The sequence below is a fragment of the uncultured Veillonella sp. genome, assembly GCF_963524655.1.
GTDB lineage: Bacteria > Bacillota > Negativicutes > Veillonellales > Veillonellaceae > Veillonella.
Genome location: NZ_CAURHA010000015.1, coordinates 26,595 through 40,504, shown reverse-complemented (window position 1 = coordinate 40,504; position 13,910 = coordinate 26,595). Strand labels below are relative to the sequence as shown.

Sequence of the window (13,910 nt, the reverse complement as noted above, 5' to 3'; positions counted from 1 at the left end):
CTCATGAGCGAACGTGTAGTAGTGGTAAATGCAAGTAAAATGAATTACGACCAAGCATTAGATTTCTCTGTATTATCTAGTGATGTACAGGTTTATGATGATAGTACAAATGAAGAGCTTATAGAACGTATTCAAGGAGCTCGCGTTGTAGTTACAAAAGAATTACCAGTAGGGGCTGATTTGCTTTCACAATTCCCAGATACTGTAAAGCTCATCGTAGAAGCGGGGACAGGTTATAATAATATTGATCTCAACGCTGCTAAGGAAAGAGGCATCACTGTGTGTAATATTCCCGCATATAGTACAGAGCGTGTAGCACATACGGTAATCATGATGATCCTCAATTTTGCGTCTACCATGCAGAAACAAATTGGCATGCTTGCTAAAGGTGATCGCAGTAATTTTACAAAATATTTACAAGTGAGTCACACAGAAGTGAATGGTAAAACATTAGGCGTTGTTGGTGCTGGTCACATTGGTATGGAAGTGATCAAAGTAGCAAAAGCACTTGGTATGAATATCTTAGTTCATACGCGCACACCAAAGGCTGATGGTGACGGTATCCGTTATGTAAGTCTTGATGAATTGCTAGAAAATAGTGATTATATTACATTGCATTGCCCATTGAATGACCAAACTAAGCACATCATTAATAAAGAAGCCATCGGCAAAATGAAACCTAGTGCAGTCATCGTAAATACTGGCCGTGGACCTCTCATTAATGAAGCAGATCTTTGTGAAGCATTATTGTCTAAACGCATTGCCGGTGCAGGTCTTGATGTACAAGAGGTAGAACCTCCAGCAGAGGATAGCCCACTCTATACATTGGATAATGTTATTATCACACCTCATATGGGCTGGAAAGGCCTTGAAACACGTCAACGCTTGGTAGGCATCATTCGTGACAATGTACAGGCCTTTTTTAAGGGCGAACCAATTAATGTTGTATCTTGATAGAATTTAAATAATTATATAATAGGTTCTATAACGGCATGGAAGTAATGGTCTAATTTTGTAGGCGATTCTTTCATGCCGTTTTTTACCCACCATAACACCATTTCGACAAAACTACCTGAAATATGATTGATGATAAAGTCATCCGGTAGATTTGTATTTGCTTTACGGTCTTGATTGATGAAATATCCTTGCACCAACTCATTTAGATGATCTCTAAAATAGCGCAAAAAGATTTCGTTATTATCACTAGCTAGTAGTTCGAGGATTTTATTTTCATTTTGCTGTAAATGTTGTAATAAATGACCAAATACTGAGACTGGGTAAATACTTTGTTGATAAAGCCCATGAGCATGAGGTAAATGATTAATACTATCTTTTATATGTAAAAATAAGTCTTCGCAGAGGGCTTCTAGCAATGCCTCTTTTGTGTCGAAATGAGCATAAAATGTGGTGCGGCCAATATCTGCGGCACTAATGACTTCTTGAACGGTGATTTTGTCATACGCCTTTTTAGATAATAATTCGTTAAAAGCTATAAATATGGCTTTGCGAGTTCTTTTCTGTCTACGATCCATATTAACTCCTGTCATACATTTAGTACAAAACATCATATATGTTCAGTAATGAACATATATGATGTTTTATATATTGTATTAAAACCATAGGTTGATACAATTAAAGTGAACAAAGTGTTCGCTATCGTAATTATTGTACTGTAAGTGTAGTCATAATTCAATTCATATTGATAGTGAAAGTTTTATAAGGGGATTGCTGTATGGTACATTGTATACATGATATATTATCTGGTTTATATATGACGATTTTAGCGGGGCTATTTTTACTGCTTGATGGGATTCCGCATTTGATAGAAGAGTTTGGTGGACAGAGTCCGTTTCAAAATATATTCCCTTTTGAGCCTTCTTGGGTTACCGTTATTATTTGTGGTTTTCCTCTTGTGTATTTATCTATTCGAAGAATTGTATATAATAAGGGAATTAGTAAAATCTCATCGGCTCTATTGATTTCCATGGCTATGTTTGCAGCCATAGCCATCGGAGATATATTTGCGGCCGGTGAGGTAGCGTTTATTATGGCTTTAGGCGCTCTCCTTGAAGAATCAACTACCGAGCGAGCAAAAAAGGGGTTAAAAAAGTTAATTTCATTAGCACCTGTTAAGGGTCGTAAAATACAAGATAACAAAGAAATAATGATTTCCGTAGAGTCTATACAAAGTGGTGATTACTTGCGAATCCTTCCAGGCGAAACAATACCTGTAGATGGGCGAATCATTAACGGTGAAACAACGGTAGATCAATCCATTATGACAGGAGAGTCTATACCTGTTGATAAAACAATTGATGATGATGTATTTGGTGGAACTATTAACTGTTTTGGTGCCATAGATATTATAGCTACTAAAGTGGGCGAAGATAGTTCTATTCAAAAAATGATTCAGCTTATTCGAAATGCAGAACAGAAACAGGCTCCGATTCAGCGCATAGCTGATACTGTTGCTAGTCGATTGGTGCCTATTGCATTGATGATTGCATGTATAGGCTACCTAGTAACTGGAAATATCATCGTCGGTGTTACTGTATTGGTAGTATTTTGTCCTTGTGCATTGGTGCTTGCCACACCTACTGCGGTTATGGCCGCTATTGGTCAAGCTACTAAACATGGCGTTATTATTAAATCTGGTGAAATTCTTGAAACTATGGGTAAAGTGGATACCATGGCATTTGATAAAACCGGCACATTAACACATGGTCAGTTATCGGTTCAATCTATTTTGGTCGTTGATACAGATTATAGTGAGGTCGATATTCTTCAATTAGCAGCATCTGCAGAGGCTAAGAGCGAGCATCCTATTGGCAAGGCTATCGTTTCTCATGCCATACATCAAGATTTACAAATACTTGCTACTACTTCGTTTACAATGTCCGTAGGAAGGGGCATTATTGCCGTAATAAACGGTGTTACATTATATTGTGGTCATGAACGTTTTCTTGAGGAAAATAATATTATTGTTGATGAAAGGGTTCAACAAAACGTTAATACATATCGAAGTGAAGGAAAGGTATCCATCATTATTGCAGATAAAGATCATATTATAGGTATTATTGCTTTATCTGATACAATGCGACGAGATACGGCAGATATGTTGTCTGCAGTCTCTAGCCTAGCTATGAAAACAGTACTTCTTACGGGGGATAGTAAAGAAACGGCTACATATATTGGCAAAAAAGCAGGTATTTCTGAAATACATGCGGAGCTTTTACCTAGCGAAAAAATGAGAATTATTGAAGAGTTGCAAGGAAAACACCACAAGGTTTGTATGGTTGGTGATGGAATTAATGATGCACCAGCTATGAAGACTGCTGATGTGAGTATTGCAATGGGGAGTATCGGTAGTGATATTGCCATAGAAACAGCTGATATTGCGTTGATGAGTGAAGATCTTAGCAAAATTCCTTATATTAAGCGACTATCAGATGCTACGATTAGAACTATTAAATTTAGTATTGCTTTATCAATGGCCATTAACTGTATCGCTATTATTCTCTCATTACTTGAGGTTTTGACACCTACTACTGGTGCGTTAGTTCATAATGTGGGGTCCTGTTTGGTTGTCCTCATTGCAGCCCGTTTGTATGATAGAAAGTTTATTTAAACACAATAAGAGCCGTCCCCGGTTGTGTGGGGGCGGCTCTATTGATTAGGGCTATCATAGATCAAGTCTTGGTATATATATGTATATATATCAAGGGAGGTAGTTATCCTCAAACTTGATTATGATTGATGTTGTGTTTTGATGGGACTCCACCAATGGCGTCGATAGGCCTTGATGCCTTCCACCACGGTTCTTGTCGCTTTGGCCGCTAAATCTTTTGTTGCGGCCGGTATGCCCTCTAGGCGATAGGTAATTCCTAACTCCTTATATTTAGCAGTACCCATAACGTGATATGGTAAGCAATCAACGGCTTGTAAGTTTTTCAGGGATCCTAGGAAAAAGCCTAGACGATAGTGATGATCTGCATTATCTGTAATCGTAGGAACTACAACATGACGAACCCAAATGGGAACTTCTACGTCTGCTGTCAATCGAGCAAAGCCGAGGATAGGCTCTAACGATTTGCCAGTTAACCACAGATGTTTATCAGGATCGATTTCTTTAAGGTCTAGGATGACGAGACTAGTGACACTGAGTAGCTTACGGTAGGCCACCTCTTGGTGGGGATCAAAACAAATTCCACTTGTATCTAAACAGGTATGGACGTTTCTTTCACGGAAATATGTGAAAAGCTCCGTAACAAAGTCAATTTGCATAAGAGCTTCCCCACCTGTGACGGTGATACCACCATTAGTATAAAATTGGCGGTTACGTTCGTACTGGTCCCACAACTCCTCAACAGTCATGAACTTAGCATCATCGCTAATTTCATTCCATGTGTCGGGATTGTGGCAATAAGCACAACGCATGGGGCATCCTTGGAGAAAAACCACCATGCGCATGCCTGGACCATCAACCGTACCCATTGTTTCGACCGAATGAATACGTCCTGTCATAGGAAACCTCGATTAGATTTGTTGATGGAATGTACGGGAAATAACTTCGTCCTGTTGTGCTTTAGTCAATTTGCTGAAGTGCACTGCGTAACCAGACACACGAACAGTCAATTGAGGGTACAACTCAGGATGCTTTTGAGCGTCTAACAATGTTTCGCGAGTGAACACGTTAACGTTCAAATGATGACCGCCTTTTTGGGAGTAGCCATCCAATAACTCTACCAAGTTATCAATTTGTTGTTGGTTGCTCATGGGTATTACCTCCTTTCAACCAAGACTAACACTCGTATCGGTGCCGGTGAAAGCAGTCCGATACTATGGAAGACGTTATTTATCTTCCTTTATAGTAACATTCGGTTCGCTACATGCGAAGTTTGTATTGGAGTTAGGCAATTGAGATGGATCTAACTCGATATCAAAATCGCTGAGGGACACAAATGTTTCACCAGATTTACCTAATGCGTCAGGAATGATAGAGAAGGTATTGGAAATACCATCGGAGCTATCACGCCATGGCATTTTTGCTACGGATGCCAACGAAGAAATAGCACCGTGAGTATCACGACCATGCATTGGGTTAGCACCAGGAGCGAAAGCTTCGCCAGCTTTACGACCATCTGGTGTGGAACCTGTTGCAGTACCATATACTACGTTGGAAGTAATTGTTAACAAGCTCATAGTAGGAACGGATTGACGATATGTAGGATGTTTACGAATTTTATTCATAAATGTGGAAACAACTTTTGCTGCCAAGCTATCTACACGATCGTCATCGTTACCATATTTAGGGAAGTCACCTTCGATTTCGAAATCAACAGCGATGCCGTTTTCGTCGCGAATAGGTTTTACCTTAGCGTATTTAATAGCAGACAAGGAGTCAGCTACTACGGATAAACCAGCAATACCAGTTGCAAACCAACGAGTTACCTTGCGGTCATGCAATGCCATTTCTAGTTTTTCATAAGCGTATTTGTCGTGCATGTAGTGAATGATATTCAATGCATTTACATATACGCCTGCCAACCATTCCATCATGTCGTCGAATTTTTCCCATACTTCGTCGAATTCTAAGTATTCGGAAGTGATAGGGCGGTATTTAGGGCCAATTTGTTTTTTCAATTTTTCATCGACGCCGCCATTGATTGCATAAAGCAAGCATTTAGCCAAGTTGGAACGAGCGCCGAAGAATTGCATCTCTTTACCAATACGCATAGGGGATACGCAACATGCGATGGCGTAGTCATCACCAGAGTTAGGACGCATTAAGTCGTCGTTTTCGTATTGGATGGAAGATGTTTCAATAGATAGTTTCGCACAGAAGCGGCGGAAGCCGATTGGCATGCGAGGGGACCACAATACAGTGAGGTTTGGTTCTGGAGCAGGACCAAGGTTAGTCAATGTATGTAGATAACGGAAGGACATTTTGGAAACCAATGTACGGCCGTCAGTACCCATACCACCGATAGATTCAGTTGTCCAAACAGGATCGCCTGTGAACAAGTTGTTGTATTCGTGAATACGTGCGAAGCGAACCATACGCAATTTCATGATGAAATGATCTACGAATTCCTGGATTTGCTCTTCTGTGTATGTGCCATTGCGAAGGTCACGTTCAGCGTAGATGTCTAGGAATGTAGAGTTACGGCCGATGGACATAGCAGCACCGTTTTGTTCTTTAATAGCGCCAAGGTAGCCGAAGTAAATCCATTGCATAGCTTCTTTAACGTCTTTAGCTGGCTCGGAAATATCGTAACCATAGGACGCAGCCATTTCCTTCAATTCTTTCAAGGAACGAATCTGCTCTTGAATTTCTTCGCGGTCACGAATTACCTCTTCAAGCATATCGCCCATAGTGATGCTGAATTGTTCTTTTTTCTCTTCAATAAGGTAATCTACACCATACAAAGCGATACGGCGATAGTCACCGATGATACGGCCACGGCTATAAGCATCTGGTAAACCAGTTACGATATGCGCTGTACGAGCGGCACGCATTTCTGGTGTATATACATCAAATACGCCATCATTGTGAGTTTTACGATGTTTTTTGAAGAAGTCTTCTGTTTGCGGATCCATTTTGAAGCCGTATTCTTCAATAGCGGATTTCGCAGTACGCAAGCCACCATAAGGGAACATAGCGCGTTTTAATGGTTTGTCAGTTTGCAAACCAATGATCGTTTCAAGGTCTTTGTCGATATATCCTGGCGCATGGGCAGTAATGTGTGTGGCCACGGAAGTATCAGCATCGAGCATGCCGCCTTTTTCACGTTCTTCTTCATAAAGCTTCATTACTTGGTCCCATAATTTTGTCGTTCTTTCTGTAGGACCAGCAAGGAAGGAATCGTCCCCTTCATAGGGGATATAGTTTCTTTGAATAAAGTCGCGTACATCAACGGCTTTATCCCACACACCTGTGTTAAAATCTTTCCATGCAGTATGTTGCATTTTGCACCTCCATAAAAGGATATAACTATAGAGTTCTATGCCTATAGTGTACAATGTTTGTCATGATTTAACAAATTTTAAATGATATATATTTTCAATACATACTATGCGATTTTCGTAAGAATGGATGTTATTTGTAATTTAATAATATTGAAAACACTATATAAATACATTGAAAGTATAACTAATTACTTGATTTATTTGAGTTTTGGTTTTGAAGAATCAATTATTATATTATCTTTAAATAATGAAAATTTATATCAATAAATAGAGAGTGTTCGATATGTTGTGATGTATCTTCTTGGAATTGTATGGCCTTATTATGGTAATATTTAGATAGTATTGATTATGGAATTGTGTAGAAAGGTAGATGCTAATGACAAATCGTATGAAAGCTGTTTTAGGGGCATCTGCCACAATCGCTGTATGGGCAACAGCCTTTCCTTTTGGTAAGTTGGCTTTGCAATCAGTAGACGCACTGACACTCTCTGTAGCGAGGGTTGTAGGTGGTGCTATACTCATGCTAATTATTGGTGTATTTAAGGGATTACACATCCCTACATCTTGGCGTGAATGGGGTATATACATTTTGTTAGGCGCTACAGGTAACTTCGTTTATCAAATTGTGTTTAATGAGGGATTGCGAACAATACCGGCCGCTACATCTAGTATTATTATGGCTTTAACACCAATGACAACAGCACTGATGGCATTGGTAGTCTATAAGGATAAAATACGCCCTATAGGTTGGATCTTCACCATAACTGCTTTTATAGGTGTGGCCGTTATTATTCTTTGGAATTCCACTCTGACCATTCCAATGGGGGCCATATGGACGTTGATTGGTATGATACTATTTGCGGTTTATAATATTCTAAATCGCGGGCTTAGTCTGAAAGGTTATGACTCTATTACTATCGCTATGTGGTCCATGTTCACAGGTGCCATTATGGCACTACCTTTTGCAGATCATGCTATTGAAATGATTGGAGCTGCACCAATTACTGCGAAGCTTGCTATGATATACCTAGCATTCTTTTCCAGTGCATTAGGATTCGTATTCTGGAGCTATGCCTTTGAACATGCTGAAAAAGTTTCGGATGTAACCAATTTTATGTATATCTCGCCAATTGTGGCAGCCGTAGTAGCAGCCTTTTTATTAGGAGAATATCCTAATATGGGACTCTATATTGGAGCGCCCATTATACTAGGATCATTGTTCTTATTTAATCGATATAGATGATAGGTTTGATGTAAAGGACCAAAAGTATATAGATACGAAAAGAACCTCAACTTTTTAATTGGTGAGGTTCTTTTTTGTGTTTGACAGTTATTATAAATTGTAGTAATCTAAGTATACAATTAAAACATACCTTAAAGATATGTTTTAGAAAAAAGATTAATTCCTACTAATATGTAGGGAAAGAGGTGGTACAGTGATTGCTATACGAAATGTAACGAAAGAGTTTGACGTTAATAAGCAAAAGGTTACTGCATTATCTGATGTAAACTTTACCATAGAAAAAGGCGATATATTTGGCATTATTGGCTTTAGTGGAGCTGGTAAATCTACACTGCTTCGCATGATTAATGCCTTAGAGGTACCTACCTCTGGTCATGTTGAAATAGATGGTGTGAATATCAATGATTTAAGTTTTAATGAGCTTAGAAAGGTGCGTAAGCGCATCGGTATGGTGTTTCAACAGTTCAATTTATTGAATGCTAAATCTGTGTATGATAATGTTGCGATTCCATTGATTCTAAATAAGGTTCCTAAATCAGAAATTGATAGGAAGGTTAAAACCTTGTTAGACTTTGTTGATTTGGGCGATAAAGCAAATGCATATCCTGGAGAATTATCTGGTGGTCAAAAACAACGCGTTGGTATTGCTCGTGCGCTAGCTACAGATCCATCCATATTGCTTTGTGATGAAGCAACTAGCGCTTTAGATCCTGATACAACAGAATCTATATTACAATTACTAGAACGTGTTAATCGGGAACTAGGAGTAACAGTTATTATTGTAACTCATGAGATCGATGTAATTCAGAAAATATGTAATCGCGTTGTAGTTATGGAGCATGGAAAGCTCATAGAGAGGGGATCTGTACTTGAGGTGTTTAGTAAACCTAAACACGAAACAACAAAGCGATTTGTTAGGACTGTAATTCCTGATGAAATTCCATCAACCGTGAAACATACATTAGCTTGTGATAAAAGGCCATACACAATTCTTAAGATGCATTTCTTAGGAAATAATACGACAGATAATGTTCTATATCATATTAATAAAACCTATGATTTAGAAACAAGTGTATTATTTGCTACGGTAACAGAGTTAGAACATACTGTACTTGGTATATTCATTGTTCAATTTATTGGCGATGATCTTGAGGTGGGCAAGGTAAAAGAGTATCTTGTTGTTCAAGGTATTGAATGGCAGGAGGTGACACTATAATGGATTTCTTCATGCAAGAACTTGGTGTTCCAGGATCGCAGTTATTATTAGCTGCAGAACAGACATTATATATGGTGTTCCTATCTCTATTCATTGGTACTGTATTAGGTCTAATTATCGCAGTTACACTAGTAGTAACAAATCCTAATGGTATCGTTAAAAATAGTATTGTTTATACCATTACAAATACAATTGTTAATATTGTGCGTTCTGTACCATTTATCATTTTGATGGTGTTTATATTACCGTTAACTAAGATGATTGTAGGTACTCGTGTTGGTACAACAGCGGCTATTGTACCACTTGTTATATTCATTGCACCTTATCTTGCTCGACTCTTTGAGAACTCTATTTTAGAGGTTAATAAAGGCATTATTGAGGCTGCACAATCGATGGGAGCCTCTCATTTTGAAGTGATTTGGCATTTCCTTTTACCAGAAGCAAAGGGTTCGCTTATTCTATCTATTACAACGGGTACTATTGGTCTGATCGGTGCTACTGCTATGGCTGGTGCTATTGGTGCTGGTGGTGTAGGTGATTTGGCCCTCACCTATGGTTATGAACGGTTGAACTTCCCATTGATGTTATTTACCGTTGTTATTTTAATTATTTTTGTTCAAATTATTCAAACAATAGGCAACTACTTTGCACGTCGTGCACGTCGTTCCTAATTTGATGAAATAGATTTTAGTTATATTGATTGTAAAAATATAGGAGAAAATACTATGAAATTTAAAAAGCTTCTTGCTCTTGGTGCAGCATTAGTATTCAGCGTAGCTTTTATCGCAGGCTGCGGTTCTAATAATAGCGATAATGGTGCTAAAAAAGAATTATCCTACAGTAAATCTCAAGGTCCTTACTCTGAATTGTTTGAAAAAGGTGTAAAACCAATTTTGGAGAAACAAGGTTATACCTTTAAAGGCGTAGATATGTCTGATTTGGTACAAGCTGACCAAGTGTTAAGTGATGGTGAGGTTGACTTTAATGTTGAACAACATACAGCATACATGAAAAACTTCAACGAAAAACAAAAGGGTCATCTTGTAGCCTTAACTCCAATTCCAACAGTACCAGCAGGTATCTTTAGCGGTTCTAAAACATCTCTAGATCAAGTGGCAGATGGCGACACAATTGCAGTGCCTAATGATGCATCCAACATGGCGCGTGCTTATGCGTTATTGCAAAAAATCGGTTGGATTAAACTTGATCCAAATAAAGATTTAGCGACAGTAACACAAGCAGATATTATTGAAAACCCTAAACATCTTAAATTTACAGAAATGAAATCCCTTACAATTCCTTCTGTACGTACTGACTTTGATTATATCGTTATTACAGGCGCTATCATTTATAATGCAAAAATTGATCCTAAATCTGCATTGGCAAATGAAGATGTACTACCACAATGGTTACTACAAGTCGTAGTTAACGAGAAAAATAAAGATGCACAATGGGCGAAAGATATTGTAGCAGCTTACAAATCTCAAGAATTTAAAGACTACATGGAAAAAAATAACAATGGCCTATGGTTCGTACCTAAAGGTGAATAGAATATAATAATGTGATATATAGGCACGAACAGCTATATAGGAATAAATAAAAGAACCTCTAATAAGTTTTTACTTATTAGGGGTTCTATTTATATGAGATAACATGAGGATATTATTGGCTGATACAAGGGGGGGCTTTGGTAGATTGACTTATACTGTCATGCCCGCCGCATAGTTTTCATAGAGTTCTTTGTAGTTACCACCACGCTCTATCAGTTCGTGATGTGTCCCTTGTTCCACAATTGTGCCGTTTTCTACTACTAGTAGGATGAAATTTATTACTAAAAGTTTATTATCAATTAATAAGTATTATGATTGAGTTTATATCATTTTATTAAAATTTTTGATATACTAAATAGGCAATTTTTGCAATTTTTGTTTTGAAGTAGTAAGGAGAGTTTCTAATGAAGTTGAATTGGAAATTATTCGCACCGCTTGTAGTAGCTATTATTGTATGGCTCATCGGTGCTCCTGAAGGTCTTAGCGCAAATTCTTGGATTTATGTAAGTATTTTCGCAGGCCTCGTGGTAGGGTTGATTTTAGAACCAATGCCACCAGCTTTTATCGGTATCATTGCTGTTACCGTGTCTATGTTGTTTAAGGTTGGTCCTGCCCCTGTGGTAGATAAAGCAACCGGTGTCGCTAAGGCGATTACTGATGCGCAAGCTATCAGCTGGGGTCTTAGTGGTTTCTCTAATGCCATCGTATGGTTGATCTTTGCCGCTTTCATGATTGGTATTGGTTATGAAAACTCTGGCCTTGGTCGTCGTATTGCTTTGTTCCTCGTAGCAAAGCTTGGCAAGTCCTCTTTAGGTCTTGGTTATGCTATCGCTATTACGGACCTTGTATTGGCGCCGTTCATCCCAAGTAATGCGGCTCGTTCTGGTGGTACCATTTATCCAATCGTATCTAGTATTTGTCCAATGTTTGATTCCTATCCAGATAAGAACCCTCGTAAAATTGGCTCCTATTTGAACTGGGTAGCGTTGGCAACTACATGTGTATCTAGCTCTATCTTTTTGACTGGTGCAGCGCCAAACCCATTGGCTCTAGAATTGTCAGCTAAATCTGGTATCGTAGCGGCGAACTGGGGCACATGGTTCCTCGCATTCTTGCCAGTAGGCCTTATCTTGTTCATCATCACTCCATTGTTGACCTATGTATTCTGCAAGCCAGAGGTGAAAGGCTCCCCTGAAATTGCAGCATGGGCAAAGGATGAGTATAAGAAACTAGGCTCCATGACACGCAGTGAAATCTTCATGGCCTTAATTTCTGTATTGGCTCTTGTGTTGTGGATTGGTGCTTCTACATTCAAAGTAAACCCTACAACAACAGCTTTGATCGTTATTATTTTGATGATTTTCACTAAGATTATGACATGGCAAGACTTCCTTGCTAACAAACCAGCATGGAATGTTTTGACTTGGTTTGCTACACTCGTACCTATGGCTTCTGGCCTTAAAAATGTAGGCTTCTTAGACTGGCTTGCTAAATCTGCTGGTGGTTCTTTGGTTTCTTTAGATCCTACAATGGCAGTTCTTGGTTTGTTATTAGCATTCTGCTTACTTCGTTACTTCTTTGCTTCTGGCACTGCTTATGTAACAGCTATGGTAGGCTTGTTTGCTACTCTAATTCTTCAAATTCCTGGCGTTGATCCAGCGCAAGTTATGTTGATTCTATTAGTACCGATGGGGATTATGGGTATCCTTACACCATATGGTACTGGTCATAGCCCAATCTGGTTTGCTAGTGGCTATAACAAAGGCCCTGAATTCTGGAAATTGGGCGCTATCTTTGGAATTATCTACCTCGCGATCTTTATCGTGGTGGGGATTCCATGGATTGAGTTCGTAATGCCACTTTTAGGATAGGCTTTCCGCCGCATTGTATCTCCTTGCGCTCCATTCGCTGCAAGTCGCTTAGTAGATACAATGCGGTTTCTTTTTATCCTGAAATGGCAATACTCACTTCAAAGGGCAAGTCGCTAGACAGACATATGGCGGCTTTTTCTATCTTAAAATGGCATGGCTCACTTCAAGTTGGAATTTTGTGTTTAACTGGATTTTTGATAAACTAGTACCAGGTGATCGATTAGCACGGGGCCCAATTATCCGCACAATCCATGCCGTATTGTTTGAAGGTCTATTTATGCTTGCTACTGTACCGATTATTATGTACATGATGCAGATGACCTTTTGGATGGCTTTTATGACGGATATAACGATGACATTGGTTATCTTAGGTTATACGTATGTGTATAATTGGGTGTATGATCGAGCGCGTCTATATTTTGTAGAGGCTTAATTTGAAATATGAGGTAGGTACCTCTTGTAAAATCTATATCGTATAGTAGGAGGTTCTTATGTCTACAAAGTCTATTACGGGCACAGGTCTATTGTTGGCCGTAGCCTTATTGGCGCAAAGTTTGCGTCTCATTTTCCCATTTATTCCTAACCAGGTGAGTATGTTCCTCATCGGTTCTATTACATCTGCTACGTTTGTACTCGCCACATGGCGCTATGGTTGGAAAAATGGCCTTGTTATTGCTTGGATTGCACCAGTAGTCGCATATTTACAAGGCATGTTGCCGTTGCCACCGTTTATTTTGATTACCGCCCTTGGCACGACAGCCTATGTATTCGTAGCGCACTGGTTACAACATAAACCGAAGGTATTGCTTATTATCGTGGCGGCCTTGGTAAAAGCAGGTGTTCTCTTTGGAGGATATTCCTTGTTCTTTTCTCTATTCCAATTCCCACCGAAGATTGTAAATACTATGTTATTTGTATCTAGTTGGCCTCAATTGGTAACATCTTCTTTGGGCATTATTTTGGCGCTACTTATTACAAAACGTACTAAAAATTAGTCTAACTTAACTTATAGTTATGGCAAGCCATTCAAAATAGATATGACTTTTTAAGGGCACTCAGGC

General features: G+C 38.9%; 13 protein-coding genes. 9 read left to right on the top strand and 4 right to left on the bottom strand.

What is annotated here, in order from left to right:
- Positions 1-3 precede the first annotated feature (3 nt).
- On the top strand, positions 4-954 hold the full coding sequence (locus RYM16_RS04560) for a 2-hydroxyacid dehydrogenase (RefSeq protein ID WP_009352018.1): 951 nt from the start codon (positions 4-6) through the stop codon (positions 952-954).
- 14 nt (positions 955-968) lie between these two features.
- On the opposite strand, the gene RYM16_RS04555 is transcribed toward RYM16_RS04560, so the two are convergent.
- Positions 969-1,532, bottom strand: coding sequence for a TetR/AcrR family transcriptional regulator (locus RYM16_RS04555; protein ID WP_009352112.1), 564 nt, complete (start codon positions 1,530-1,532; stop codon positions 969-971).
- Between the two features lie 200 nt (positions 1,533-1,732).
- Between RYM16_RS04555 and RYM16_RS04550 the strand changes: the two genes are divergently transcribed.
- Positions 1,733-3,628, top strand: coding sequence for a cation-translocating P-type ATPase (locus tag RYM16_RS04550; RefSeq protein ID WP_314982574.1), 1,896 nt, complete (start codon positions 1,733-1,735; stop codon positions 3,626-3,628).
- A 119-nt stretch (positions 3,629-3,747) separates the two neighbouring features.
- Here RYM16_RS04550 and pflA read toward each other — a convergent pair whose 3' ends face one another.
- The 3 genes from pflA to pflB all read right to left on the bottom strand — a co-directional run bounded on the left by pflA (position 3,748) and on the right by pflB (position 6,969).
- Positions 3,748-4,524 (bottom strand): pyruvate formate-lyase-activating protein, encoded by a 777-nt coding sequence (gene pflA / locus RYM16_RS04545; protein ID WP_105097698.1) that lies wholly within the window; start codon positions 4,522-4,524, stop codon positions 3,748-3,750.
- Positions 4,525-4,536: 12 nt separating this feature from the next.
- A complete protein-coding gene (gene grcA3, locus RYM16_RS04540; protein ID WP_005387698.1) occupies positions 4,537-4,776 on the bottom strand; it encodes an autonomous glycyl radical cofactor GrcA3 in 240 nt (79 codons plus the stop codon).
- Positions 4,777-4,851: 75 nt separating this feature from the next.
- Complete coding sequence (pflB, locus tag RYM16_RS04535) at positions 4,852-6,969, bottom strand: formate C-acetyltransferase (protein ID WP_314982572.1); 2,118 nt, start codon at positions 6,967-6,969, stop codon at positions 4,852-4,854.
- A gap of 376 nt (positions 6,970-7,345) precedes the next feature.
- On the opposite strand from pflB, the gene RYM16_RS04530 reads away from it, so the two are divergent.
- From RYM16_RS04530 to RYM16_RS04500, 7 genes are all read left to right on the top strand, one after another.
- On the top strand, positions 7,346-8,212 hold the full coding sequence (locus RYM16_RS04530; protein ID WP_314982570.1) for a DMT family transporter: 867 nt from the start codon (positions 7,346-7,348) through the stop codon (positions 8,210-8,212).
- Between the two features lie 193 nt (positions 8,213-8,405).
- A complete protein-coding gene (locus tag RYM16_RS04525) occupies positions 8,406-9,428 on the top strand; it encodes an ATP-binding cassette domain-containing protein (protein ID WP_314982568.1) in 1,023 nt (340 codons plus the stop codon).
- Complete coding sequence (locus RYM16_RS04520; RefSeq protein ID WP_005381510.1) at positions 9,428-10,099, top strand: methionine ABC transporter permease; 672 nt, start codon at positions 9,428-9,430, stop codon at positions 10,097-10,099. Before RYM16_RS04525 ends, RYM16_RS04520 begins: the two co-directional genes overlap by 1 nt.
- 54 nt (positions 10,100-10,153) lie before the next feature.
- A complete protein-coding gene (locus RYM16_RS04515) occupies positions 10,154-10,978 on the top strand; it encodes a MetQ/NlpA family ABC transporter substrate-binding protein (RefSeq protein ID WP_287291944.1) in 825 nt (274 codons plus the stop codon).
- Between the two features lie 404 nt (positions 10,979-11,382).
- A complete protein-coding gene (locus RYM16_RS04510; protein ID WP_227283292.1) occupies positions 11,383-12,849 on the top strand; it encodes a DASS family sodium-coupled anion symporter in 1,467 nt (488 codons plus the stop codon).
- A gap of 148 nt (positions 12,850-12,997) precedes the next feature.
- Positions 12,998-13,282 carry a PACE efflux transporter gene (locus RYM16_RS04505; RefSeq protein ID WP_227283291.1) on the top strand — a complete coding sequence of 95 codons (285 nt, stop codon included), beginning with the start codon at positions 12,998-13,000 and terminating at the stop codon, positions 13,280-13,282.
- A gap of 58 nt (positions 13,283-13,340) precedes the next feature.
- Positions 13,341-13,844 (top strand): ECF transporter S component, encoded by a 504-nt coding sequence (locus RYM16_RS04500; protein WP_314982566.1) that lies wholly within the window; start codon positions 13,341-13,343, stop codon positions 13,842-13,844.
- Positions 13,845-13,910 lie beyond the last annotated feature (66 nt).

Bases quoted from the DNA above. Each gene is read 5' to 3' on its own strand.
- RYM16_RS04510 (WP_227283292.1), top strand. From the start codon at position 11,383: ATGAAGTTGAATTGGAAATTATTCGCACCGCTTGTAGTAGCTATTATT.
- RYM16_RS04520 (WP_005381510.1), top strand. From the start codon at position 9,428: ATGGATTTCTTCATGCAAGAACTTGGTGTTCCAGGATCGCAGTTATTA.
- RYM16_RS04555 (WP_009352112.1), bottom strand. From the start codon at position 1,532: ATGGATCGTAGACAGAAAAGAACTCGCAAAGCCATATTTATAGCTTTT.
- RYM16_RS04560 (WP_009352018.1), top strand. From the start codon at position 4: ATGAGCGAACGTGTAGTAGTGGTAAATGCAAGTAAAATGAATTACGAC.
- grcA3 (WP_005387698.1), bottom strand. From the start codon at position 4,776: ATGAGCAACCAACAACAAATTGATAACTTGGTAGAGTTATTGGATGGC.
- pflA (WP_105097698.1), bottom strand. From the start codon at position 4,524: ATGACAGGACGTATTCATTCGGTCGAAACAATGGGTACGGTTGATGGT.
- RYM16_RS04515 (WP_287291944.1), top strand. From the start codon at position 10,154: ATGAAATTTAAAAAGCTTCTTGCTCTTGGTGCAGCATTAGTATTCAGC.
- RYM16_RS04505 (WP_227283291.1), top strand. From the start codon at position 12,998: ATGGCATGGCTCACTTCAAGTTGGAATTTTGTGTTTAACTGGATTTTT.
- RYM16_RS04530 (WP_314982570.1), top strand. From the start codon at position 7,346: ATGACAAATCGTATGAAAGCTGTTTTAGGGGCATCTGCCACAATCGCT.
- pflB (WP_314982572.1), bottom strand. From the start codon at position 6,969: ATGCAACATACTGCATGGAAAGATTTTAACACAGGTGTGTGGGATAAA.
- RYM16_RS04500 (WP_314982566.1), top strand. From the start codon at position 13,341: ATGTCTACAAAGTCTATTACGGGCACAGGTCTATTGTTGGCCGTAGCC.
- RYM16_RS04550 (WP_314982574.1), top strand. From the start codon at position 1,733: ATGGTACATTGTATACATGATATATTATCTGGTTTATATATGACGATT.